We start from the raw sequence: 25344 nt of genomic DNA, 5'->3' as shown, positions 1-25344 counted from the left end.
ATTTTTTTTAAAGATGCTCAATATTAAATCGGCAACCCGGATGAAACAATGAATCAAGACCAACAAGCAGATATTTCTGCATCTACCCTCTATATTGTCCCCACGCCAATTGGCAATCTGGGCGACATCACGCAGCGTGCGCTGGCGGTATTGGCGAGCGTTGATCTGATCGCCGCAGAGGATACCCGCCATACCGGTCTGCTGTTACAACATTTTGCGATTAATGCGCGACTGTTCGCATTACACGACCACAATGAACAACAAAAAGCGGATGTGTTACTGGCTAAATTGCAGTCAGGGCAAAGCATCGCGCTGGTTTCAGATGCGGGCACGCCGCTGATTAACGACCCCGGTTACCACTTGGTTCGGCGCTGCCGAGAAGCGGGTATTCGCGTGGTACCGCTGCCGGGCGCTTGCGCAGCGATAACGGCGCTCTCCGCCTCCGGTCTGGCATCTGACCGTTTTTGCTATGAAGGTTTTCTTCCAGCCAAAACCAAAGGCCGTAAAGATAAGCTGCGTGAGCTAGGGGAAGAACCCCGTACGCTGATTTTCTACGAATCCACACATCGTCTTTTGGACAGCTTGCAGGATATCAGTGAGGTGCTGGGGGCTGAGCGTTATGTGGTGCTCGCGCGTGAAATCACTAAAACCTGGGAGTCGATTCACGGCGCACCTGTGGGCGAATTACTTGCCTGGGTGAAAGAAGATGAGAATCGTCGCAAAGGGGAAATGGTGCTGATTGTGGAAGGGCATAAGGTTGATGAGAGTGTCTTGTCTTCCGAAGCTCTGCGCACGTTGGCGCTATTGCGCGCCGAACTGCCACTGAAGAAAGCGGCTGCCCTAGCGGCAGAAATTCATGGTGTGAAGAAAAACGCGCTTTACCGCTATGGGCTGGAGCAAGAAGGCGATAGTGGTGAATCGGAGGATGACAAGTAGGGGAATTTACCCTATTATCCGCGCCGGAGTTGACCAGACAGTCGCCGCTTCACTGCCGTCCCTTTCGGGGGAGACAGGTGGAGGGGAGGAAAGTCCGGGCTCCATAGGGCAGGGTGCCAGGTAACGCCTGGGAGGCGCAAGCCTACGACTAGTGCAACAGAGAGCAAACCGCCGATGGCCCACGCAAGTGGGATCAGGTAAGGGTGAAAGGGTGCGGTAAGAGCGCACCGCGCGACTGGCAACAGTTCGTGGCACGGTAAACTCCACCCGGAGCAAGGCCAAATAGGGGTTCACATGGTACGGCCCGTACTGAACCCGGGTAGGCTGCTTGAGCCAGTGAGTGATTGCTGGCCTAGATGAATGACTGTCCACGACAGAACCCGGCTTAACGGTCAACTCCCTTCATCATAAAACCCCGCTTCGGCGGGGTTTTGCTTTATGGGGGCAGGTAAGATGAATGACTGTCCACGACGCTTTTTATGAAAGAAAGCGGCTTAACGGTTAACTCCCTTCATCATAAAAACCCCGCTTCGGCGGGGTTTTGCTTTATGGGGCAGGTAAGATGAATGGCTGTCCACGACGCTTTTTATGAAAGAAAGCGGCTTAACGGTCAACTCCCTTCATCATAAAACCGCCGCTTCGGCGGGGTTTTGCTTTATGGGGCAGGTAAGATGAATGACTGCCCACGACGCTTTTTATGAAAGAAAGCGGTTTAACGCGCAATAGGAAATGATGGCTGGAAAATACTATAATAAGCACTTTTAGAAGTGCTATTATTAGTGTGTTTAAGTGGTCTTTTACTAACCTGATTGAGTGACTTAGATTATGGCTTTCAACATCCTAACGAATACAGCAGCCAGTATCACTGAGTTGAAACGTGATCCAATGGGGACGGTGCGGTCTGCTGAAGGTGAAACTATCGCTATACTGAACCGCAATGAGCCTGCGTTCTATTGCGTGCCTCCTGCCGTATTCGCTTACTTGATGGAACTCGCTGAAGATGCAGAATTGGGGCATACCGTTGATGAGCGGATGTCAGAGATAGCGGATGCGAAAGAGATTTCGCTCGATGACCTATAAGTTAAAATTTGTGCCTTCTGCAATGAAGGAATGGAAAAAGTTAGGGCATCCTGTTCGGGAACAATTCAAGAAGAAGTTGGCCGAGCGTCTGGATAATCCTCGAGTTCCTTCTGCTCAGCTTCATGGCCGCAAAGATCAGTATAAAATTAAACTTAAGTCTGCTGGCTACAGGCTGGTGTATTTAGTTCAGGATGACACCATTACCGTGATGGTTATGGGGGTTGGGAAGCGTGAAGGAAATCAGATTTATTCTGATACTGAGGGGCGGTCTACTTAATTCCGTCTTTTACGCGTCATGCTTCTGCATCGGTGATTGTTTCTTACAACGTAATACCTTTCAAATTAATTGATGTTCTCCATCACATAACTCTGACTTTTTCTATGTCATAAAGCGCGTAGAGTAAGGCCATCACGTGCTGCGGCACGTTCGCTGACATCTTTCAGAGGATATGACTATGAACAACACTTCCCGGATGCCTGCACTGTTCCTCGGCCACGGTAGCCCGATGAACGTGTTGGAAAGCAATGCTTATACTCAGGCATGGCAAACGCTAGGCGAGACGCTGCCGCGTCCGAAGGCAATTATTGCTGTTTCCGCCCACTGGTATACCCGTGGCACGGCTGTGACGGCGATGGAGAAACCACGCACAATCCATGATTTTGGCGGTTTTCCACAGGCGCTGTTTGATACGCAGTATCCGGCACCCGGTTCGCCTGAGTTAGCAGCGAGAATCCAGCAGGTACTGGCTCCGTATCCCGTTACTGCCGATCAAACCCAATGGGGTTTGGATCATGGTTCCTGGGGCGTGCTGATAAAGATGTACCCAAATGCGGATATTCCCGTTGTGCAGTTGAGCGTGGACGGCACGCAGCCTGCTGAGTATCACTACGAACTAGGGCGCAAGCTGGCGGTTCTGCGTGATGAAGGCTTCATGATTGTGGCCAGCGGTAACGTCGTGCATAACCTGCGGATGGTGAAATGGGATGGCGATGCAGAGCCGTATCCATGGGCCGTCTCATTCAATCAATTTGTGCGTGATAACCTGGCTTATCAGGGAGACGATCATCCGCTGGTTAATTTTATGCAGCATGATGGTGCCGCGCTGTCCAACCCAACGCCCGATCACTATTTCCCGCTGCTTTATGTGTTGGGAAGCTGGGACGGCAAAGAAGCGATCAGTATTCCCGTCGATGGGCTAGAAATGGGATCGCTGAGTATGCTGTCGGTACAGGTGGGCGGCTAAGCGCTCATGTGAAAAAGGCACGGTGAAAACCGTGCCTTGTTGCTTTCAAACTGTTGTCTTAATCCAGAATGGTGTGCGGATAGAAGCGCGAGAGATCCTGAGTGATCAGGGCGCGATCTTCACGTACGCCGATACCGCAGGGCTGATCGTTCACCAGCCAGCTACCAATCAGCGTGTAGCTGTCACCGAATTTCGGCAATTGATGGTATTGCTGGACGATCATGCCTTCTTCGCCGTAAGGGCCATCGGCTGACGCAATCTCTTTTCCGTTTTCCACGATCTGGATGTTCGCCCCTTCACGTGAAAACAGCGGCTTGATGACGTAACTGTCCAGTTTAGGGTGTTCATCTTCCGCAAAGTAGGCAGGAAGCAGATTGGGATGATTCGGGAACATTTCCCACAGCATCGGCAGCAGCGCTTTATTGGAAATGATACTTTTCCAGGCTGGCTCCAGCCAACGCACGCCTGCATCTTCCAGCTTGGTGGAAAACACTTCACGCAGCATGAATTCCCACGGATACAGCTTGAACAGGTTACTAATTACCTGATTTTCAGGATCGGTAAACTGGCCTTTCTCACCGAGGCCGATTTCCTCGATGTACAGAAATTCGCTCGGCAGACCTGCTTCCAGCGCGCAATCCTGAAGATATTGCACCGTACCGCGATCTTCTTCCGTATCCTGACAGCAGGCGAAATGCAGCAAGCCAAAGCCATGATTGAGCTTCAACTCTTCAAAACGTTCGATCAGCTTTTCCTGAATGCTGTTGTACTGATCAGAATTCTGCGGCAGATTCCCTGCGTTGATTTGATCTTCCAGCCACAGCCATTGGAAAAAGGCGGCTTCGTACAGTGATGTCGGCGTATCCGCATTGTTCTCCAGCAGCTTGGCTGGGGATTTGCCGTCATACGCCAGATCGAGACGCGAATACAGCGAAGGCTGATTGGTGCGCCATGAATGTCTGACGAATTCCCAGGTGTGTTTGGGAATACGGAATTTGGCGAGCAGCGCGTCACTGCTGATGACTTTTTCCACCACTTGCAGACACATCTGGTGCAGTTCTGCTGTGGTTTCCTCTAGCTCTTCGATTTGAGCCAGTGTGAACTGGTAGTAAGCCTCTTCGCTCCAGTAGGGTTCGCCATACATGGTATGGAAACGAAAACCAAATTCGGTGGCTTTTTCCTGCCAGTCAGGACGCGCTGTAATATCTATCCGCTTCATTCGATACGTCCTCAGCCGCCCATGCTACGGGAAGAGCTGGAATTCGAGCTGGCGCTGCTGCGTTGCATGCTGTTTTGCTTCGCGACGGTTTCACCAAAGCCACCACGCGTGATGGTCGAGGTTGTCGCGGGTTTTGGTGCCAGTGCGGTTTTAGGCACGGTCATCGTGCGGCCTGTCGCCGCGTTGCCGTAGTTTTTACCGGCTGCATCAACGAATTGGCCATTGGCTGGGCTGGCTGGCGTTTTTGGACTAAATAGCGGCTGCTGTGCGAAACCGGCACCGCCACCCATCATTCGACCCATCATGTAGCCAGCCATCAGTGGCATCCAAGACATACCACCGCTTTGTTGTGGTTCTGCTGCCATACCAGCCTGTGCAGGTGCGGGAGTTTGGGTACACTGCGCTTCGCCAAATTCTGCCACACAGTCTTCTTTTGTTGCGTATTTCGGTGCCGTTTTTTCCGCTTCTTTTAACGCATTATTGTACGCGGTGGTGCATTGGGCAGCCATTGACGGGTTGGCTGATGAACAGTCATCCGCATTCTGGTAGAGGGAGACGGTTTCATCGGTTTGTTCACAGCCCGCGAGGAAAAATACGGCGCTGACGGCCAAAGCAACAGGTGCCAGACGGTGCGTTCGCCATTCCTTGCGGAACGTTTCCTGATTAATATTTTTTGTGCGTTTCATCGTGTTTATCCCAGAGCAAAGCATCACGGCCAATAACAAATAAGTGTGCCTAAGAATAGGGGAACGTTGCTTGAATTTAAAGCGGCAATAGGTGTAACGGAGGGGGTCTTTACGTTGCTATACATTAAAATCCTACCCCATTAGGGCTATTTCATTTGCCATTTTGAACCTGAGCAGTGCTCTAAATCCTCACGTACTACGTGTACGCTCCGGTTTCTGCGCGCTGTCCGTGTCCAAACTGGCTGCACCAATCACGCCTACTGGGATAGGCTTTGAGTCGTGCAACGTTTCTCCTTATGAAGAAAGAAGAGGGCTCCGGCGTTCTGATGCTGTTGCGTTATTTTGTGGAAAAGAGACGGGTATGATACAGGGGAACCGTGGTTCCCCTGTATCGGATTGCTTGTCAATGCATCTACAGATTAACGCTGCGCTGAGGCGGTCGTTGCCTGCGGAGCGGTATTATCCGTTACGGTCGGTGTCGTTGACAATGGTTGACCCAATGACGCATTCAGCGCTTGCAGATCGGCTTCATTCAGCGTGCCCTGCGCGGATTTGATGTTTAACTGATTGATCAGGTAATCATAGCGTGCGCTGGAGAGCTGCTGTTTGGCGTTATACAGCGTGGTGGTGGCATCGAGTACGTCAACGATGGTGCGTGTACCTACCTGATAACCCGCTTCCATTGCATCCAGGGAGCTTTGTGCAGACACTTCAGCCTGTTTGTAAGCGTTGATGCTGCTGATGGAGGCAGAAATATTGTTAAACGATGAACGTACCGTCTGGATGACAGAACGGTGTGCGCTTTCCAACAGTTCACTAGAGCTAACGTAGCTGTGCTGCGCCTGCTTCACCTGAGAATTGGTCGCACCACCGCTGTAAAGTGGTAGAGTGAAGTTAATCCCCACCCGATGCTGCCCAGCGTCTGAATCGTTAAACGAGTTACTGTTTTGTGTTCTTGAACCTGAATAGCGGGTATCGCTCACGCCCGTCGATGCAGTGAGATCCAGCGTTGGCATATAACCTGTTTCGGCGGAACGAATCTGCTCACGCGCCAAATCCTGACTCAAACGTGCAGATAACAGGTTCAGGTTGCGGGCTTCGGCTTCTTTCAGCAGGTTGTTAACGGCTTCAGGTTTCTGGGTAGAGAAACGCTCAATGTTCAGACCAGCCAATTGCGGGTAGAAATTGCCCGTAATCTGGCGCAGTGATTCCAGCGCATTATCCAGCGTATTACGCGTCAACACTTCATTAGCCAGCACGCTGTCATATTGTGCACGAGCGTTCTGAACGTCGGTAATAGCAACCAAACCTACGTTGAAACGCTGTGTCGTTTGATCCAACTGGCGATAAATTGCCTGCTTCTGCGCATTAATGTAGGACAGTGAGTCAATCGCACGCAGCACGTTGAAATAAGCGGTCGCCGTGTTCAACATCAGGTTTTGCTGAGCGGTCTGATAGGTTACGTCTTCAATACCCGCCTGTTTTTCCTGCAACGTCAGCGCACGCCATTTGGACATGTCGAACAGCGTCTGGGTCAGCTGTAGTGTCGCGCTTTTCTCATTGCTATTGACGCCGTTGCTGTCACGGTAACCTTTGTTATAGGTATAACCCGCGTTGATCCCCAACTGTGGTAGTAATGGGCTGCGTGATTCGTTGATTTTTTCAAACGCGGCGTCGCGGGTTGCCGCAGAGCTGCGTAAATCAGGGTTGGTGCTTTTTGCCTGTTGGTAGACCTGTAACAGGTTTTCCGCCTGACTCATGGCGCTAAAGCCACCCAGGCTCAGACCAATAAGAAGAGGGAGCAATTTCTTCATTTGCATTCCTTGTTGTGCAGCAATCTCGCTATGGTAGCGCTGTCTGTAGACGAATAATTGTCGATTCTATCAGAATCTGCCAATAGGATAAGGTAGCTGAACGTGCCATCTTTCAGCGGAGTATGTCCAAATGGTCAGATAAATTGACCCATTGGATGATTCAGCGCGACGTTTTGCTGTTCTGTCAGGCACGAAAAAGTGATGCGATGGGCGAGTATTGCCCCACGTCGCTGACGTCACGCCTAATAAACGTTCAAAAACAATGATGAGTATAATGACAGCGGATTCCGCCATACAATACCGAATTCCATTAATACTTGTTACAGGAGTGCAGCCATGGCGTCTTCCGTATCCGGCTCCGTTACTTTCACCAAAGATGATGTAGAAATTATTGCACGCGAAACGCTGTACGACGGTTTTTTTTCGCTAGAGCGTTATCGCTTCCGTCATCGTCTGTTTAATGGCGGGATGAGTGGTGAAGTGAGCCGTGAAATTTTAGAGCGCGGCCACGCCGTTGTGCTTTTGCCTTACGATCCGGTACGTGATGAAGTGGTATTAATAGAACAGATTCGTATCGCCGCTTATGACTCCAGCGCGTCTCCCTGGTTGTTTGAGCTGGTGGCTGGCATGATTGAGCCAGGAGAAAGCCACGAAGACGTAGCGCGACGTGAAGCAGAGGAAGAAGCCGGATTAAGGGTTGGTCGCTGCCGACCGATAATCAACTATCTTGCCAGCCCCGGTGGCACGAGCGAACGTTTGGCGGTGATGGTGGGTGAAGTAGATACCCGCTTGGCGACAGGGATTCACGGCCTGGCAGAAGAAAATGAAGATATCCGCGTACATGTAGTGAGCCGCGAGCAGAGCTATCAATGGGTTGAGGCGGGGATTGTTGATAACGCGGCGTCTGTCATTGCCTTGCAATGGTTGGCGTTGCACCATGAAGAACTCAAGCGCGCATGGGTGGGGTGAATTTATGAAACGTTATACACCGGATTTCCCTGCCATGATGAGGCTATGTGAAACCAATTTCATGCAATTACGGCGTTTACTGCCGAAAGTGGATGAAGTCGGTGAAATCGCGGTTTATCACGTCGATAATGCGGTCTACCAACTGACGATTGTTGAATCTACTCGCTACACCTCATTGGTCGAGATTAAGCAGACGGCACCCGCTGTCAGCTATTGGAGCCTGCCAATGATGAGCGTTAGGTTGTATCATGATGCGTTGGTTGCGGAAGTGTGTTCCAGCCAGCAGATCTTTCGTTTCAAAGCACGTTATGATTATCCTAATAAGAAGTTACATCAACGTGACGAAAAGCATCAAATTAATCAGTTTCTTGCTGATTGGCTAAAGTATTGTTTGGCGTATGGTTCGATGTCGATACCGGTTTTTGATACCCAATAGATTTCAACGTGCAGGAAAGTGGCGGTCGAGCCATAAGGGAAACCAACGTATACCCTAAATAATTCGAGTTGCAGGAAGGCGGCGACACAGTGAATCCCCGGGAGCTTACATCAGTAAGTGACTGGGGTGAGCGAGGAAAGCCAACGCACATGCAGCTTGAAGTATGATGGGTATATTCTGCAAGTTGAGAGATGACGGGTAGAGACAGATTTACGTAACCAAGGACACCATTTGGAAAGCCTGTTGACACTGCCTGTGGCGAGTGGCGCCAGAGTCAGGATTTTGCAAATAACAGATACCCATCTTTTTGCGGGCGAGCATGAAACCTTGCTGGGTATCAACACCTATCGTAGCTATCACGCTGTGCTGAATGCCATCGAGGCTCGGCAGGATGCGTTTGATTTGATCGTCGCGACGGGCGATTTGGCGCAGGATCATACGCTGCAAGCCTATCACCATTTCTCACGCGGGATTGCGCAGATTCCTGCACCTTGCGTATGGCTCCCGGGTAACCACGATTTCCAACCGGCGATGGTAGACGCGCTGGCTGACGCGGGTATTGCGCCGTCCAAACATGTGCTGCTGGGCGACAAATGGCAGATTATCCTATTGGACAGCCAGGTGTTCGGCGTCCCGCACGGTGAACTGAGTGAATACCAGCTTGAATGGTTGGAGCGCAGCCTGAAAAGCCAGCCCGATCGCTTTACGTTACTGCTGCTGCATCATCATCCACACCCTTCTGGCTGTACTTGGCTCGATCAACACAGCTTGCGTAATGCGCACAATCTTTCTGCGGTGCTGGATCGCTATCCAAAGGTGAACACCGTGCTGTGTGGGCATATTCATCAGGAGATGGATTTTGACTGGCATGGCCGCCGCCTGCTGGCAACGCCATCGACCTGCGTGCAGTTCAAACCGCACTGTACCAATTTTACTATTGATAACGTGGCACCGGGATGGCGCTATTTGGACCTGCTGCCGGATGGTCGCCTGGAAACTGAGGTTTACCGCCTATCGGGCAGCGAATTCCTGCCTGACATGGATTCGGACGGTTACTAATGCCAACACTTCTTTATCTGCACGGTTTTAACAGTACGCCTCAGTCGGCGAAAGCGACAGCGCTGAAAACGTGGCTGGCAGAACAGCATCCTGAAATTGACATGGTGATTCCGCAACTTCCTCCTTATCCGACGGAGGCCGCCGAGATGATGGAGTCGTTGATTATGGAACGAGCGGGTCGTCCGGTGGGCATTGTTGGCTCTTCCCTCGGTGGTTATTATGCCACCTGGCTATCCCAGCGTTTTATGCTGCCTGCCGTGGTGGTGAATCCCGCAGTGAAGCCGTTTGAACTGTTGCTGGACCATCTCGGCGAATATCAGAACCCCTACACCGGCGAACAATATGTGCTAGAGTCTCGGCACGTGTACGATCTGAAAGTTATGCAGGTTGACCGACTGGAATCGCCGGATTTGCTCTGGCTGCTATTGCAGACTGGGGATGAGGTTCTGGACTATCGTCAGGCAGTCGCGTATTACACGGCCTGCCGTCAAACTGTGGAATCAGGGGGCAATCATGCCTTTGTTGGATTTGAGCATTTTTTCACACCCATTGTGAATTTTTTAGGGCTCACGACAGACTGAACCGCCGCATATGCATTGAAAAACGAATCGCCAAAAGCGGTTCGTTAAACACCATTCACTGAACTCAAAGAATTAACGCAAACTATGGCTCAATCAAGTTATAACGCTGATGCGATTGAAGTACTCAGCGGACTGGAACCGGTGCGCCGTCGTCCGGGAATGTACACCGATACCACACGTCCTAACCATCTGGGACAAGAGGTCATAGATAACAGCGTTGATGAAGCGCTGGCGGGTCATGCACGCCGTATTGATGTGATTTTGCACGCCGATCAGTCTCTCGAAGTGATTGATGATGGTCGTGGGATGCCGGTGGATATTCACCCAGAAGAGGGGGTGCCCGCCGTTGAGCTGATCCTCTGTCGTCTGCATGCGGGCGGTAAATTTTCCGGTAAAAACTATCAGTTTTCAGGCGGCTTGCACGGCGTAGGGATTTCCGTGGTGAACGCCTTATCTACCCGTGTTGAAGTCACCGTCAAGCGCGATGGTCAGGTCTATGACATCGCTTTTGAAAACGGCGATAAAGTGCAGGAATTGACGGTAACGGGTACCTGTGGACGTCGTAACACCGGTACGCGCGTGCACTTTTGGCCGGATGAGAAATTCTTCGACAGCGCCCGCTTTTCGGTATCTCGTTTGACGCACCTGCTGAAGGCCAAAGCGGTCTTGTGCCCCGGTGTGGAAATCATCTTCAAAGATAAAGTTAACAACACTGAGCAGCGCTGGTGCTATCAGGATGGTCTGAACGACTACCTGTGTGAGGCGATAAATGGCCTGATCACGCTGCCGGAAAAACCGTTTCTTGGCTCGATTAGCGGCGATACGGAAGCCGTAGACTGGGCGCTGCTCTGGCTGCCGGAAGGCGGTGAACTGCTGACGGAAAGCTACGTTAACCTCATCCCGACGCCAATGGGCGGGACACACGTTAACGGCCTGCGCCAAGGGTTACTGGATGCGATGCGTGAATTCTGCGAATTCCGCAATATTCTGCCGCGCGGCGTGAAGCTGAGCGCCGATGATATCTGGGAACGCTGCGCTTACGTGCTGTCGGTAAAAATGCAGGAACCACAGTTTGCCGGGCAGACCAAAGAACGTCTTTCTTCTCGTCAGTGTGCTGCGTTTGTGTCCGGCGTCGTGAAAGATGCTTTCAGCCTGTGGCTGAACCAGAACGTACAGGCTGCGGAGCAACTGGCCGAGCTGGCTATCTCCAGCGCTCAGCGCCGCATGCGCGCTGCCAAAAAAGTAGTGCGTAAAAAGCTGACTAGTGGGCCTGCGTTGCCTGGCAAGCTGGCGGATTGCACTTCGCAGGATCTCAACCGGACGGAGCTGTTTCTGGTGGAAGGGGACTCGGCGGGTGGATCGGCGAAACAGGCACGTGAACGTGAATTTCAGGCGATCATGCCGCTGAAAGGTAAGATTCTGAATACCTGGGAAGTCTCCTCCGATGAAGTGCTGGCTTCGCAGGAAGTGCACGATATTTCGGTGGCGATCGGTATCGATCCCGACAGCACCGATCTCAGCCAACTGCGTTACGGCAAGATCTGTATTCTGGCGGATGCGGACTCCGATGGCTTGCACATCGCGACGCTGCTGTGTGCGCTGTTTGTCCGCCATTTCCGAGCGCTGGTTCAAGGTGGACACGTTTATGTCGCGATGCCGCCATTGTACCGTATCGATCTGGGCAAAGAGGTTTACTACGCGCTGGACGAAGAGGAAAAAGCGGGAGTACTGGAACAGCTTAAGCGCAAGAGAGGCAAGCCTAACGTACAGCGCTTTAAAGGTCTGGGTGAAATGAACCCGCCGCAGCTGCGTGAAACTACGCTGGATCCCAATACTCGCCGTCTGGTGCAGTTGACCATCAGCGACGACGAGATGGATCAAACGATGGCGATGATGGATATGCTGTTGGCGAAGAAACGCTCGGAAGATCGTCGCAACTGGCTGCAAGAGAAAGGCGATAGGGCGGAGATCGAAGTGTAACGCCACCGAGAGTTGAGTTTTATAAATAACTCAAGCTACGGGCGAACGTTAGCCGTCTTTTAAGCAGATCTTGGTTCACTAAATGAAGTGATCCAGTGCAAAAATATCATGGGGTTTCCTTCCATCAAGTCGGATGATGGAGGGACCACCCTTGTTGAACCATGTTGATAATCAATACATTGCCTGAATTTCGGGTTTTATCCAGATAGGCCTGCCAATTTCCCCCAATTTCCCCCAATTTTCCAGATACCCTCGAATTTCTCTGAGCACGGTGCCACATCCAATAAAAAATAGAATTTTTATTGATCTCATCCTCTTGAATTAAAATTAGCCCCCCATTTTTTTACAAAAATCGTGATCCATATCTCTTTTTATGGCAAGCGTAAATTTCTATTCAATTAATAATGAGATCTAACCCTCACTTTAATCAATTAAATTTGATTCATTCAAATTGGTTTGTAATTTATAAATATATCTTATGATTTAGACCTATGCATCACAAGGAAGCGATGATGAAAATAACAATGTGTAATTAATTTTATTGTTAATAATTAGCTAATTTATTTTCATTTTAAAAACGGTAAAGTACCTAAATTATGTCCTTTCTTAGTCAACAAATAATGATCAAGCCTTGCCAGATCGAAGTAAAGGAATTAAACGATAAGACTTATCTGGTTAGCATTCGTATAGCCGCCTATCATTATTTACCTGGCCAATATGTGAAATTAAGTTGTGGAGATGAACTCGAAAGGTACTTTTCTATATCCTCTTGGCATACATTAAAGAATGAAAATGATGAAATAATTATAGAGCTAATCATAGGGTTTAATGAATTATTCTCAGCATCGCACCGAATTATTCTAGAAATACAATCCGGAAAAAACGTCTCTGTTTCATTGCCACAGGGTCAGGCACATTGGCGGCAATCTGATTACGGTAACGTATTAATCGTATGTGATACTGCTTATAGTTATGCCAGAGGTATCATTCAATATCTGGCGAAGCATTACAGTGAACAACCCACGTTATTAATTTGGATAAATGATAAATGTATTAATTATTTCACTGATGATGATGTGAATGATGTTTTTATTTCCAATGAAAACTTTTATTTCATAACGGTCCAACGTAGTCACGAAAGTCGTGATGTTAATTTTATAAATAAAACAATCAAGACAATTAGTTCCTCTCACTTTTCCCAATCCAACTTCTATATCGGAAGCGGTAAAAACTTCTTTAAATTAATACAAAATGAACTTCATGCCCTAGGGGTTAATGAAGACAGAATTATTTCAGACAATTGCTAATAAGGCTGCTGTTATGTTAAAGGAAGACTACTTACGCAGATTGAAAAGTCCGCGACAGGTTTATATTGATTCTAAATTGATATCTGACGTATCTACTGAACCCTCATTCCGAGGGGCAATTGATAGCATTGCTGAATTCTATCAGCTTCAGGAATCGCAGCCGGAATTGTTCTCTTATGAAGAGAATGGCAGAAATTATCACATCAGCACGCTTGCCCCTAAGACTAAAGAGGACTTGGCGAGAAAGAGAAAGAGTTATAAAGCGATTGCTGATTTATCATTTGGGATGCTGGGAAGAACCCCCGACTTCATCAATAGTGCTTTAGCGGCTATGGCCACAAACTCTCATGTGCTGGGTTCTGGTCAATACACTGATTTTTCTAACAATGCAGTTAAATACTATGACAGATGTCGAAATGATAATTTGTTTGTAGGGCATGGAGCAATCAATCCTCAAATTGATAGAGGCATTCAGTTAGGATTACAAGCAAATCAATATTGCGGGGTTCGGTCTATTTCTCATGATTCAAAGGGAATGATTGTTCGCGGCGCTAAAATGATAGTGACTTTGGCGCCCATTGCTGATGAGCTCTTAGTATTTAATATGCCCGGATTGATTCCCGGTGACGAAGACTTCGCCCTTGCATTTGCTGTACCCGTCACCGTTCAGGGAGTGAAGCTCATTTGCCGAAAACCTCTGAACCATAATGGTTACAACCTTTTAGATCATCCAATTGCAAATCTCTTTGATGAGTCTGATGCGTATATGGTTTTTGAGGATGTATTTATTCCGTGGAGCGATGTGTTTGTCTTCAGGGATATAGAGAAATCGAATGCATTTTATGATAAGACAAGAATTCGAAACCATAATGGGCATCAGGGAATTGTTAGGGGGCTTGCAAAAGCCGAATTATTGACAGGCGTTGCAATTGAACTGGCTAATAAAATGGGGCTTGGTAGCTTCTTGAACGTCCAAGAACAACTCGGAGAGATGACCTCAAGCCTGGAGTTAGTTCGCGGTGCGATTTTGTTAGCGGAAGACGATGCAACTTTAGAAAACGAACTTCTAAATCCGAGTATTCACGCTATTCAGGCTATCCGATACCATTTTCCTAAGTGGTATCATCGGATGGTAAATATTATTCAATCTCTTTCTGCAGGCTCAATGCTTGCTGTGCCCCATCATGGGGATTTTGAAAATAACAATGGTCCGGTTATTAAAGAAGCATTAAAAAATAAAAATATAAGTGCTGAAGATAGGTGTTTCCTCTTGAATTTGGCGTGGGACCTTAGTGGTGATGGTTTTGGACAAAGGCAAATGGTATATGAAAAGTACCATGCAGGTGATCCTATTAGAATAGCTGCAATGCATTATTCACATTACCCTAAGGGTGAATTATTTAAGCATCTGGATAATATAAAGAGAATTTATCATGATTCTTTGCGCTAGCCTGGCATATATCAAGCAAGACAAAGTACTGCTGGTTCGTGTTCGGGATAATACGGTGTGGTATTTTCCTGGCGGAAAAATATCCCCAGGAGAGAATCCTAAAGAAACATTAATACGAGAACTGGAAGAGGAACTCGGATTAGTTGTTCCGGCATCTGAATTGACGTTTCTGACCACAGTAACCGGACCAAATCATGATGGTAGCGATAGGGTTCATCTGTCCATTTTTACTATCTCGTTTTTACCGCCTGTCACCCCATGCGCTGAAATCAGTGAATTGGGGTGGTTTTCTCTTTCTGACACGGAGCACATGGCCCCTGCTGTCGTAAAAACGCTCAAGGTTATTAACAATGGCTTATGATACGGCTCAAATTCGAGACCTTTTCGAAAGAGAAAAAATAGACTTATTGATTGGAGCAAGCAGAGAGAATCTCCACTATTTCACGGGATTTTCACCTGTTGTTAAGACATTGAATCCCTATCATGGGCAATGCTATGTATTACTTCATCGGTATGACGTTGGTGCTGTAAGCATTGTGCATTCGATTGGTGAAATCGATCAGATACTTGATGCGGATGTTCCCGTCCAACATGTTCAGCCCTATGGGATATTTTATCGTGAATATGGCGGTCAAATTTGCTTAACGGAAGATGAAACTGAACTTCTGAAGCTTAGCAATATCGAGTTATCTCAGGCATCGCCAGCTGAAGCCTTAGAAAAGCTGATTCGTAAAATACGAGACTATGGTGACATAAATCGCATCGGGTTTGATGAAGATGGTATGCCACTACAGACCTTGGACTATCTTAAAAATAACTTGCCTGGCATCAAATGGATTGGGGTATCTAAGGCTATACGCCATGCGAGAAGGCGTAAAACACCAAACGAAGTCGAGATGCTGACAAAATCAGCTTTGATTAATGAAGCTGCGATTTATGAGACGGTAAAGTTAGTCAGTAGAGGTTCCAGTGAGACTGAAATAGCAAGTTGGTTCAATCAGGCACTTGTAAAGAAAGGGGCTTTTCCTTCCCTGACTATGCTTAAAGTGGGCCGAGCCGCAGTCGGCGGGCAGAGGCGGCAAAATGAAAAATTGTGTCTGGAATCAGGAGATCTTCTTTGGTTTGATTCTGACGCAGTTTATCAAGGCTATTGGTCCGATATTGCTCGTGTATATGCAATCGACCGTGTCGAACCCTTTATACTAAAGCGTTATCAAGCACTGCAAAATGCAATGTTATCGGCGCTGGATTTTATTCGTCCCGGACAAACGGGAAAACAAGTTTTTTCTCACATTATGGATGTTGTACACCGTTCCGGTTTTCCTGAGTATCGTCGTCATCATGTTGGGCATGCAATTGGTTTAGAACCCTATGAACTTCCAATATTAAATCCCTCTGACGAAAATATTATACAAGAAGGAATGGTCTTGTCAGTAGAAACACCTTACTACGAGTTTGGAATGGGGGCTTTGCATATAGAGGATCCGCTTTTTGTCGGCGTTTCTTGCAACCATTTTTTAACTTCAAATCCTGCGCCTAATTTTAAAATTATATAAAGGAATATAAATATGTACGCAGTAACTAATGTTAGTGAACTGATTGGTAATACTCCTGTTTTTTCTCTTGAACATCCTTTAGTTCCAAAAAATAAAAAACTTTTTATTAAGCTTGAACAATTTAATCCGAATTTTAGTATAAAAGATCGAACGGCATTGGGATTGATTAACAAAGCATTCGAAAGTGGTAAATTGCGTCCCGGTGGTACAGTTATTGAATCGACGTCGGGTAATTTGGGGAAATCTCTTGCTATGCTTAGTGCTTGTATGGGGTTTAATCTCATCGTTGTTGTCGATCCGAAAGTGAGTAAGAATTCGCTGAATTGGTTTACCGCTTTTGGTGCCAAGGTGGACGTTGTAAACACTCCCGATGCCTCTGGTGGATATCAAAAGGCCAGAATTGAGAGGGTTAAAGCATTATTGAATCAGCATCCCGGTGCCTATTGGACCAATCAATATGATAATCCTGACAACCCTGACTTTCATGAAACAGTCACAGCAAAAGAATTCCTTGAAGTCCCCGTAGATATGTTGGTTGGTTCTGTTAGTACAGGAGGACATTTCGGCGGGATTACTAAAGGAGTAAAGGCTGTTCACCCTCATGTTAGATTTATGGCATGTGATGTTGCAGGATCGGCTATTTTCGGGAAACCTTTTCATCCTTACTTATTAAACGGGCTGGGATTAAGTTGGCGAGCGGAGAATACTGATCTGGATGTATTTGATTTTCTCCACAGCGTTAGCGATCAAAATGCAATATCATTATGTCGATTGCTTGCAAAAGATGTCGGACTTATGTTGGGGGGATCTTCCGGTGTTGTTATATTTTCAGCATTGATGGCTTTACAGCTTCCTGAAATTAATTCGGTCATGGCGATTGCACCAGATTCCGGTGTGAATTATCTCGAGCAATTTTATGATGATTCTTGGCTTGAGGAGAAAAATGTAAAATTGCTGACGGGTGAACAATTAAAAAATGAAATAAAAATCAGTTTAGATGAATTTCAGGATGAACTGGTAACTGAAAAATGATTCTCGAACTCTGCCGAAAAACCTTACTCCGACTGCCACCAGAAACTGCGCACCATCTTGCCGTTTTTAGCTTAAGCCGTTTTTCATATGAAAACCGTATCGCTATACCAGATGGTGTTTCTCAGAAAATCTGGAATAAGAAATTCGCTCACCCTTTAGGTATCGGCGCGGGGTTTGATAAAGATGCTGAGGTGTATAATGCTCTGGGGAAGCTAGGTTTTAGTTTTGTTGAGGTTGGTTCAATAACGCCGAAAGCCCAGCCAGGTAATCCCCGCCCACGTTTATTTCGTTTAAAAGACATGGGCGCAATAATTAACCGTTATGGCTTTAACTCTAAAGGCATGCTATATGCTCAACAACGTTTAGCTAATAATAAAAAGAACGTTATTTTAGGCGTGAATATTGGAAAGAATAAGGATTCTGTAGACTATCTCGACGATTTCATCCGCGCTGCGGAGGGACTTATAGACTATGCCGACTATTTAACGATTAACCTGTCTTCGCCTAATACCCCAGGATTAAGGGATCTACAGCATGCTGAAACTATCGATCCACTGTTAGAGAAACTACATCGGTTAAGGTTGGATAGGGGGATAGATTGCCCGATTCTTATCAAGCTCTCTCCAGATATGGAACCGCATGATGAAGCCAATTTGCTTACTTACCTAGCGGGTTCTTTGGTTGATGGACTCATCGTGAGTAATACAACCGTTAGCAGACATAACTTTTCAATGGTCCCCACACAGTTACAAACGGGTGGGATGTCTGGTAAACCGTTACAGGAAAGATCGCGTGATATGCTTATGAGGGTCTTTAAGGTAATAGGTTACAGCAAACCCATTATAGCTTCAGGTGGTATTGATAGCGGTGCGGAAGCCTATAGACGCCTTTGTTTAGGCGCAAGTCTTTGCCAAATATACACCGCCTTTATCTATGACGGCCCAGCCATTTTGCCAAAGATGCTCTCTGAGATTGAATATCTTATGAGGCAGGATGGATTCCAAACAATTAATCAAGTAATAGGTTCATATTATGAAAAGCACTCAGGATGAGTTTGCACAGTTTTTAATTGATAGTCAGGTAATAGAATTCGGTGAGTTCACACTTAAGTCAGCCAGGGTTAGTCCTTATTTTTTTAATTTTGGGAAGTTATCAAGCGCGAGTCTGTTAAATAAAACGGCTTATTTTTATGCGCGATTCATCATGGAAAATGGTTTAAGCCCTGATATAGTTTTTGGGCCTGCATATAAAGGTATACCGTTGGGGGTGGCGACGGCTTTGGCTTTACAACGTGATTTCGATTATGAAGTTAAGTATTCTTTTAATAGAAAAGAAGTGAAGTCATATGGCGACGGTGGCCTTCTGGTTGGTGAGGCATTGTCAAACGCGAGTGTCATGATCGTTGATGACGTTATCACCTCAGGAATGACAATCGATGACACAATAGAGATAATCCGTTCTCAAGGCGGAAACCCTTTGGCTTATCTCGTTGCATTAGATCGTCAGGAATGTGCCTTGGACGCGGAAAAATCAGCATTACAAGCTGCTAGAGAACGATTGGATTTGACTATTTTTTCCATCACTACTATTCAGCACGTTATCAGTTGTTTGCAGAAACATGGTCAGGCGCAAGAAAAAATCGATGCTATCCAGATCTACCTCAATAAATATGGGGCTAAGTGTTGATATCCTGAAAATGGAAACCAGAATTTACGGTGTCGGATCTGAATGAGTTAAAAGTCGGCGATAATTTTGAGAGTTGAATACCGATAATGCTAACTATTTATCTAACAAGATTAGATTAGAAGGATTCTAACAAGTCGTGTTGCCAGTAGGAAGCCTATCTGGTTGAGTTTCTTTTTCCTGACAAGATAGTCAAATGCTGGCTTCACCTATTGTTCTCAGGCACCTTGTTAGATCTGATTATTTTAAATCCAACGGTATCGCCGAAAATGAAATAAATATCTGGCATAATTAGCAGGAGATTCTTTGAATTTTATCTATTGTTTTTTAGCGATAAGCGTAGGGATTGCTATCGCGACCCAATCTGCTGTCAATAATCAACTGAAATCTATACTGGGCGGCAGTACAATGCTTGCTTCGCTAGTTTCATTTATTGTTGGCACTCTATGCCTTTTCTGTCTGTGTGCGGCATCGGGAGAACGTTTGAATCAACTGATTCAATTACGTCATAGCAACGTATGGTTGCTATCTGGTGGCCTTTTAGGCGCATTTTTCGTTTTTGGCACGACATTCCTTGCACCTAGGTTAGGAATTGCCGCCATGATTTCTCTTGTCATTTTTGGACAGATATCGATGTCTTTATTGTTAGACAAATTTGGAATTCTCGGATTGCCTATACGAGAGATTGCACCAATGCGACTCGTCGGCGTATTATTAGTTTTAGCAGGGGTGTTATGCGTTAATCTAAAGACTAGTTGATTTATAAAGCATAATAATAAATTCGGTATGCTAATAAATATTATTGGTTAACAAAACGATAATTACGATGAAATAAGGTTGAATATGCGTGCAGCTGTTTTCTGCGGTTCCAGTCACGGAACAGATCCTGAATATGTAAGAAAAACTGAAAGCCTGGCTTTAGCAATGGCGAGAGAAAAGGTTGACCTGGTTTATGGTGGTGGGCGAGTTGGATTAATGGGAACACTCGCTGACGCCGCAATATCTTCAGGTGTTCATGTCATCGGCATCATGCCTCAATCCTTAGTCGATCATGAGCTGGCTCATCGTGGAGTGCATGAGCTTAAAGTTGTCAAAGATATGCATGCCAGAAAGTCATTAATGGCAGAACATGCTGATATCTTTATCGCGTTACCAGGGGGCGCGGGTACGCTAGAGGAGATTTTTGAGGCCTGGACATGGGCACAACTTGGTTTGCACAATAAGCCCTGTGCTTTTCTTAATATAAATGGCTATTACGATGAATTGTTAGCCTTCATCGACAAGATGATCAGCAATGGTTTTATGAAGCCGGAGTACTCCGAAATGCTGATTGTTTCACATGATCCCGAAGACCTTCTCCAAAAAGCGCTCTCCTATGTTCCACCAAAGCCGAAATGGCAGCGCTAGAAATGCGAAAAGGTATGATGCGAGTTTATATCCGCCCGCGTTGAACATCCTTTCATGATAAAAGTTAGTGAGAAAATCACTGATTTGTCTTTTCTACTCATCGAGTTACTGATTCAGGCCACATATTCATGTGTGGCCTTTGGATGTTTTATGCCGAAATTGAATGAAGCCTAATGGTTTATAATCGTGGCATGATTCATGTTCACTGAAAGTGGTGTATTGCACCGGAATAAACAGCTTCATCAGTAGCAGGTATATTTGCTTATGAAAGTCACGCTTGAGGAACTTCAGGCTTTTGTGGTGGTGATCGACACTGGTTCGATCACGGCGGCTGCGGAACAGCTTGGACAAACGACGTCGGGCATCAGCCGAGCGTTGCGACGTCTTGAGGACAAGCTGGGGACGACTTTACTGCATCGTACTACCCGACGCCTCTCGCTTTCCGAAGAAGGCACGATGTTTCTTGAGCACGCTCGTGGTGTGATTCACGCCGTGGAGCATGCTGAAGAGCAGGTGCTATTGCGGCATGAGCAACCGAGCGGACGGCTGCGGATCAATTCAGCCTCAGCGTTTATACATCATGTGATTGTGCCTCTGGTACCGGAGTTTCGCCGCCGCTACCCAAAAATCATTCTTGAACTCAACACGGATGATTTCATTATCGATCTGCTGGAACAGCATATTCATATTGCCATCCGTATTGGCACACTCAAGGATTCAACTATTCATGCGCGGCCACTTGGATCAAGCAAACTGCGGATTGTCGCCAGCCCCGATTATCTACAGCAGCACGGCACGCCCACGACGGTCGAGTCATTAGCCGATCATATTTGTCTGGGGTTTACTCAGGTGGAGTCGCTGAATCATTGGCCGCTACGGCACGGGCTTCAGGATTTTTACCCCATCACGCCAGCGCTGTTGGCATCAAACGGTGAAATATTGCGTCAGCTTGCACTGCGGGGTGAAGGGATTGTGCGTATGTCTAACTTCCTGATTCGGGAAGATTTGGCGGCAGGGCGACTGGTGCCGATCCTTACCGAGGAGACGGTGGAAGCCAGCCTGCCGGTTTATGCGGTGTACTATCGCAATAGCCAACTGGCGGCGCGCATTAGCTGTTTTCTGGATTTTATGAGCGAGAAGTTAACGGAAAATCCGCTGTGAGGCGTGACTCACAGCGGTGAAGAGACGCGTGAACTGCCGATCAAGCAAAGAGTTCGTCCAGATGTTGACGGTAGTTTGCAAGATAAGCGGGGACGTCCGGTGCCTTTATCACATCGTTGCAGATGAAGGTCGGCAATGGGGATAACCCAATGAACTGGTTCGCTTTGTGGAACGGCAGGTAAACTCCGTCTACCCCTACACCGTGGAAGAACTGCTCAGGATCGTCGAAAGCTTCCAGCGGCGCATTCCACGTCAGAGACAGCATGTATTTCCGACCCTGTAAAAGCCCACCAGAACCGTATTTCTTGCTGGCATCCGAACGGCTACGGCCATCGCTGGCGTAAAGCGAACCGTGACCGGCGGTAAACACGTCATCGATGTATTTCTTCAGGATCCACGGTATATCCATCCACCAACCCGGCATCTGATAAATGATGGTATCTGCCCACAGGTAGTTTTGAATTTCCTGTTCAATATCATAGCCGTTGTCCACGACCGTCACGCGGACGTCGTGACCTTTATCGCGTAGGAAACTGGCGGCGACATCGGTAAGGGTATGGTTCAACTCACCTTTGGAGTGAGCGAATGATTTGCCTGCGTCAATCAGCAAAATGTTTTGCATAGGTCTGCTCTCTAATCGGTTATCAACGAAGATGTTGGGCGTAGTCTAGGGAAGCGAGCAGCGGAGAAAAATGGGCGGTAGCGCATAACACTATTGACTGATTATCAATAATCAAGAAGCAGAATGACGCCATATTGAAATAATGAGCGTAGGGTGAAAGGCAAGAGAGTCCTTCCCTTGCCTTGTTCAGCGCGTTTAGCGGATCAATATAAATCGGCTTTTCCTAGTGAGCCGAAGAGCGCCATTTTGTAGCGAATCACCTCTTTTGCCGCGTTGATGGGTTCCGGGTAGATGGCATTGGGATCCCACCAGGTTTCACGGCTGAGGATTTCCCGCGCTTTCTGGAAATAGGCGAATTTCATGTCGCTGGAGATATTGATTTTGCCCACGCCAAGCGTTACCGCTTCGGCAATTTCGGCGTCCGGGTTGGCGGAACCACCATGTAGAACAAGTGGGATCGAGACCCGCTGCGAGATATCCCGCAGGATATGCATTTGCAGCTCTGGCTTCAGGTCTTTGGGATAGATGCCGTGCGCAGTGCCAATGGCAACGGCTAACGTATCAACCCCCGTCCGGTTGACGAAGTCTTCCGCCTGCTCGGGGTCGGTATAGATCACTTTGCTGACGCCGCCTTCTATCGTGGTGCCGGTATCGCCAATTGTGCCTAATTCCCCTTCTACGGAAACGCCAACGGTGTGCGCCAGCTTCACCACTTCGCGGGTGAGCGCTACGTTCTCTTCATAAGGCAGTAGCGAACCGTCGATCATCACGGAGGTAAATCCGCACTGAATGGCGCGCAGAACGTGTGCAATCGACGCGCCATGATCGAGGTGAATGACAAACGGCACCGGGCTGCGCAATGTTCTTTCTCGCACATAGGCGAAGAATTCATCGGTCACAAATTCCAGCTCACTCGGGTGGATAGAGATGATGGCGGGGGTATTCGTTGCTTCGGCTTCTTCTACCACGGCGCGGATAAAGCAGCTGTCGGCCACGTTAAAGGCGCCGATAGCGAAGCGATGTTCGCGCGTGGGTTTAAGGATGTCGGTCATTGAAATCAACATGTTATTTCTCTCCTGTGTCGAATAAAGGGCAAAGCATTTCTGTACCAGTGGGTAGCCACTGATGGCGAAAGTCGGTAAAGGGCGAACGGTCAGGCTTTGTTGGCTGAGCCGGACCAACTGAGATAATCGACGACCACGTCGCGGCAGGCGGATTCCATTGTCGCCAGCATGTCGGATAGCTCCATTGTTGGATGTTGATGCAGTGTCTGCTGCAACGCCGTTTTTCCTGCCTCAAAAACGGCTGCGCCGACGTTGATTTTGGCGACGCCGTGACGGCTGACGCGGCGAATGTCGTCAGCCTTGGTGCCGCTACCGCCGTGCAGCGCCAGCGGCACGGTTGATTCACGATGCAATGCTTCCAGACGCTTAAAATCAATCTGTGGTGTCACCCCCAGTGGATAAATGCCGTGGGCGGTGCCGACCGACACGGCAAGCAGGTCGATACCGGTTTGGCGGATAAAGGGAATGACATCTTCTACCTGCGTCATTTTCACCGTGGCATCTTCAAGGTCGTAGACGGGAGCATCGGCGATGTGTCCAAGCTCACCTTCCACACAGACGCCAGCGGTTGTGGCGATAGTGACTACCTGATGTGTGCGCTGGATGTTTTCCGTCAGCGGATGGCTGGATGCATCGATCATCAGTCCGGTAAACCCCGCACGGAACGCCTGCCCTATCAGGTTGAATGCTGTGCCGTGATCCAGACTGAGCGCGACAGGGACGGTTGCCCGCTCGGCCAGCGCCTTGACCAGCTGCACCGCAAGATGTGGAGGAAAGTGTGCACTGTGTCCTTGGTAAACATTCAGGATCAGTGGCGCACGCTGCTGCTCGGCGGCGGCAATGGCCGCACGAGCAGTCTCCAGATTGAAACAGTTGATGGCGAGCACGGCATACTGCTGTTGATACGCGTCATCAATGAGGGCTTTCATTGCGGCATACATGGCGGCTCCTGTTATTCGAGAGTGAATGTAATGTCTTCGTCACGAACGCGGCTGTCATCAACGTCGTCGAACTCTTCATCAGCCTGCGTGACGCGTTTCTTAATCAGCGACAGCATCACGCCGCAGATTACGGTGCCGATACCAAGCGCCAGACAGAACATCAGCGGCTTAGTAAACAGCGGGACCACAAACATGCCGCCGTGTGGCACGGGTGCCTCCACACCCCAGACCATGATCAGCCCACCCGCAATGGCGGAGGCGACGACGCAACTGGCAACGACTCTAAACAAATCACGTGCGGCAATCGGTATGACTCCTTCGGTAATCATGCAGATCCCCATCGGGAAGGCGGCTTTCAGCGCCTCTTTTTCTGCGCGGGTGTATTTGTAGCGAGTCAAAAAGAAAGAAAGAGTGATGCCGAAAGGCGGAATCATTGAACCGACAAACTTGACGGCTTCCGGCCCGTAAATGCCATCGACCAACATGCCGTCCGCGAAGAGCGACATCGTTTTGTTTACCGGTCCGCCGAAATCGAAGGTTGCCATTGCCCCCAAAATTGCACCCATCAGGAATTTCGATCCGCCCTGCATGGATTCCAGCAGATGAATCAGTGATTTTTGCAGCCAGATGATGGGTTGACCGATAAACGTCATCATCAGCAGTCCCGCGATAATGGTGCTGAGCAACGGTAGAATCATGACGGGCATCAGCCCCTGCATCGACGTGGGTAGCTTGATGTAGCGGCGCAGCAGCAGCACCGTGTAACCGACTAAGAAGCCGCCGAGAATACCGCCGATAAATCCGGTTTGAATCTGGCCGCAGATAAAGCCCACAATCAGGCCGGGTGCGAAGCCAGGGCGGTCGGCAATGGAGTAGGCGATCGCGGCGCTGATCAGCGGCACAATCAACCCCATTCCCCAGCCGCCGATCTGATTGAGCATCCATGCAATGCTGCCAGTCTGCTTGCCGACATCCGGTCCGCCGATAACCTGGCCGAGTGCAATGCAGATCCCGGCTGCAACAATCAGCGGGATCATCCAGGAAATACCGGTAAGGAGGTGCCGTTTTATTTCCTGTCCAATGGTTATTTTTCTGGTGTTCATAATGATTACCCCGA

General features: G+C 48.1%; 26 protein-coding genes and 1 other RNA gene. 20 read left to right on the top strand and 7 right to left on the bottom strand.

The genetic code is table 11. The annotated features are described in order from the left end of the window. Positions 1-48 precede the first annotated feature (48 nt). From rsmI to ygiD, 5 genes are all read left to right on the top strand, one after another. Positions 49-936 (top strand): 16S rRNA (cytidine(1402)-2'-O)-methyltransferase, encoded by an 888-nt coding sequence (rsmI, locus tag DUT67_RS20325; protein WP_113626477.1) that lies wholly within the window; start codon positions 49-51, stop codon positions 934-936. Positions 937-961: 25 nt separating this feature from the next. Next, positions 962-1340: RNase P RNA component class A (rnpB, locus tag DUT67_RS20320), an RNA gene on the top strand. 421 nt (positions 1341-1761) lie between these two features. Further along, positions 1762-2016, top strand: a complete 255-nt coding sequence (locus tag DUT67_RS20315; protein WP_048258553.1) for a type II toxin-antitoxin system Phd/YefM family antitoxin — start codon at positions 1762-1764, stop codon at positions 2014-2016. Further along, entirely contained in the window at positions 2006-2293 is a 288-nt protein-coding gene (locus DUT67_RS20310; RefSeq protein ID WP_113626476.1) for a type II toxin-antitoxin system RelE/ParE family toxin, read from the top strand. Before DUT67_RS20315 ends, DUT67_RS20310 begins: the two co-directional genes overlap by 11 nt. A 178-nt stretch (positions 2294-2471) precedes the next feature. Then, positions 2472-3260, top strand: coding sequence for a 4,5-DOPA dioxygenase extradiol (gene ygiD / locus DUT67_RS20305; protein WP_113626475.1), 789 nt, complete (start codon positions 2472-2474; stop codon positions 3258-3260). A gap of 58 nt (positions 3261-3318) precedes the next feature. Here the strand turns inward: ygiD and DUT67_RS20300 are convergent, their stop codons facing one another. From DUT67_RS20300 to tolC, 3 genes are all read right to left on the bottom strand, one after another. Further along, positions 3319-4479, bottom strand: a complete 1161-nt coding sequence (locus DUT67_RS20300) for a glutathionylspermidine synthase family protein (RefSeq protein ID WP_113626474.1) — start codon at positions 4477-4479, stop codon at positions 3319-3321. An 11-nt stretch (positions 4480-4490) separates the two neighbouring features. After that, positions 4491-5165, bottom strand: a complete 675-nt coding sequence (locus DUT67_RS20295; RefSeq protein ID WP_011091959.1) for a DUF1190 family protein — start codon at positions 5163-5165, stop codon at positions 4491-4493. 419 nt (positions 5166-5584) lie between these two features. Next, positions 5585-6979, bottom strand: a complete 1395-nt coding sequence (gene tolC / locus DUT67_RS20290) for an outer membrane channel protein TolC (protein WP_048258387.1) — start codon at positions 6977-6979, stop codon at positions 5585-5587. A 336-nt stretch (positions 6980-7315) separates the two neighbouring features. Between tolC and nudF the strand changes: the two genes are divergently transcribed. The 15 genes from nudF (at position 7316) to DUT67_RS20215 (ending at position 21600) form a co-directional block, all read left to right on the top strand. Next, a complete protein-coding gene (gene nudF, locus DUT67_RS20285) occupies positions 7316-7948 on the top strand; it encodes an ADP-ribose diphosphatase (RefSeq protein ID WP_113626473.1) in 633 nt (210 codons plus the stop codon). Positions 7949-7952: 4 nt separating this feature from the next. Beyond that, complete coding sequence (locus DUT67_RS20280) at positions 7953-8384, top strand: DUF1249 family protein (protein WP_048258389.1); 432 nt, start codon at positions 7953-7955, stop codon at positions 8382-8384. Positions 8385-8615: 231 nt separating this feature from the next. Continuing rightward, positions 8616-9443, top strand: coding sequence for a 3',5'-cyclic-AMP phosphodiesterase (gene cpdA / locus DUT67_RS20275; protein WP_048258390.1), 828 nt, complete (start codon positions 8616-8618; stop codon positions 9441-9443). Beyond that, on the top strand, positions 9443-10024 hold the full coding sequence (gene yqiA, locus DUT67_RS20270; RefSeq protein ID WP_048258391.1) for an esterase YqiA: 582 nt from the start codon (positions 9443-9445) through the stop codon (positions 10022-10024). The genes cpdA and yqiA overlap by 1 nt, the downstream gene beginning before the upstream one ends. A gap of 84 nt (positions 10025-10108) precedes the next feature. After that, the gene (parE, locus tag DUT67_RS20265) at positions 10109-12004 is read left to right on the top strand and encodes a DNA topoisomerase IV subunit B (protein ID WP_113632214.1); all 1896 of its coding nucleotides are present in this window, start codon (positions 10109-10111) and stop codon (positions 12002-12004) included. Between the two features lie 596 nt (positions 12005-12600). Next, on the top strand, positions 12601-13311 hold the full coding sequence (locus tag DUT67_RS20260) for a hypothetical protein (RefSeq protein WP_113632213.1): 711 nt from the start codon (positions 12601-12603) through the stop codon (positions 13309-13311). After that, positions 13280-14761 carry a 4-hydroxyphenylacetate 3-hydroxylase family protein gene (locus tag DUT67_RS20255; RefSeq protein WP_223254610.1) on the top strand — a complete coding sequence of 494 codons (1482 nt, stop codon included), beginning with the start codon at positions 13280-13282 and terminating at the stop codon, positions 14759-14761. Before DUT67_RS20260 ends, DUT67_RS20255 begins: the two co-directional genes overlap by 32 nt. Then, complete coding sequence (locus tag DUT67_RS20250; protein WP_048258394.1) at positions 14745-15122, top strand: NUDIX domain-containing protein; 378 nt, start codon at positions 14745-14747, stop codon at positions 15120-15122. Before DUT67_RS20255 ends, DUT67_RS20250 begins: the two co-directional genes overlap by 17 nt. Further along, entirely contained in the window at positions 15112-16317 is a 1206-nt protein-coding gene (locus DUT67_RS20245; RefSeq protein WP_113632212.1) for a Xaa-Pro peptidase family protein, read from the top strand. Before DUT67_RS20250 ends, DUT67_RS20245 begins: the two co-directional genes overlap by 11 nt. Positions 16318-16329: 12 nt before the next feature. Then, complete coding sequence (locus tag DUT67_RS20240) at positions 16330-17349, top strand: cysteine synthase family protein (protein WP_101781454.1); 1020 nt, start codon at positions 16330-16332, stop codon at positions 17347-17349. Continuing rightward, on the top strand, positions 17346-18401 hold the full coding sequence (locus tag DUT67_RS20235; RefSeq protein ID WP_113632211.1) for a quinone-dependent dihydroorotate dehydrogenase: 1056 nt from the start codon (positions 17346-17348) through the stop codon (positions 18399-18401). Before DUT67_RS20240 ends, DUT67_RS20235 begins: the two co-directional genes overlap by 4 nt. Further along, on the top strand, positions 18382-19035 hold the full coding sequence (gene pyrE, locus DUT67_RS20230; protein ID WP_113632210.1) for an orotate phosphoribosyltransferase: 654 nt from the start codon (positions 18382-18384) through the stop codon (positions 19033-19035). Before DUT67_RS20235 ends, pyrE begins: the two co-directional genes overlap by 20 nt. Positions 19036-19338: 303 nt before the next feature. Continuing rightward, a complete protein-coding gene (locus DUT67_RS20225; RefSeq protein WP_113632209.1) occupies positions 19339-19791 on the top strand; it encodes a DMT family transporter in 453 nt (150 codons plus the stop codon). Positions 19792-19875: 84 nt separating this feature from the next. Further along, positions 19876-20439 carry a TIGR00730 family Rossman fold protein gene (locus tag DUT67_RS20220; RefSeq protein WP_101781461.1) on the top strand — a complete coding sequence of 188 codons (564 nt, stop codon included), beginning with the start codon at positions 19876-19878 and terminating at the stop codon, positions 20437-20439. Between the two features lie 264 nt (positions 20440-20703). Next, on the top strand, positions 20704-21600 hold the full coding sequence (locus DUT67_RS20215; protein WP_113632208.1) for a LysR family transcriptional regulator: 897 nt from the start codon (positions 20704-20706) through the stop codon (positions 21598-21600). Positions 21601-21640: 40 nt separating this feature from the next. Here DUT67_RS20215 and DUT67_RS20210 read toward each other — a convergent pair whose 3' ends face one another. The 4 genes from DUT67_RS20210 to DUT67_RS20195 all read right to left on the bottom strand — a co-directional run bounded on the left by DUT67_RS20210 (position 21641) and on the right by DUT67_RS20195 (position 25330). Further along, positions 21641-22222 (bottom strand): NAD(P)H-dependent oxidoreductase, encoded by a 582-nt coding sequence (locus DUT67_RS20210; protein ID WP_113632207.1) that lies wholly within the window; start codon positions 22220-22222, stop codon positions 21641-21643. Between the two features lie 203 nt (positions 22223-22425). Continuing rightward, on the bottom strand, positions 22426-23286 hold the full coding sequence (locus DUT67_RS20205; RefSeq protein WP_113632206.1) for a ketose-bisphosphate aldolase: 861 nt from the start codon (positions 23284-23286) through the stop codon (positions 22426-22428). A gap of 89 nt (positions 23287-23375) precedes the next feature. Next, on the bottom strand, positions 23376-24227 hold the full coding sequence (locus DUT67_RS20200; protein WP_113632205.1) for a class II fructose-bisphosphate aldolase: 852 nt from the start codon (positions 24225-24227) through the stop codon (positions 23376-23378). Between the two features lie 11 nt (positions 24228-24238). Continuing rightward, positions 24239-25330, bottom strand: coding sequence for a PTS fructose transporter subunit IIC (locus tag DUT67_RS20195; RefSeq protein WP_113632238.1), 1092 nt, complete (start codon positions 25328-25330; stop codon positions 24239-24241). Positions 25331-25344 lie beyond the last annotated feature (14 nt).

This window comes from Pectobacterium peruviense, assembly GCF_003312355.2.
GTDB lineage: Bacteria > Pseudomonadota > Gammaproteobacteria > Enterobacterales > Enterobacteriaceae > Pectobacterium > Pectobacterium peruviense.
This window is presented reverse-complemented; position numbering and strand designations above follow the sequence as displayed.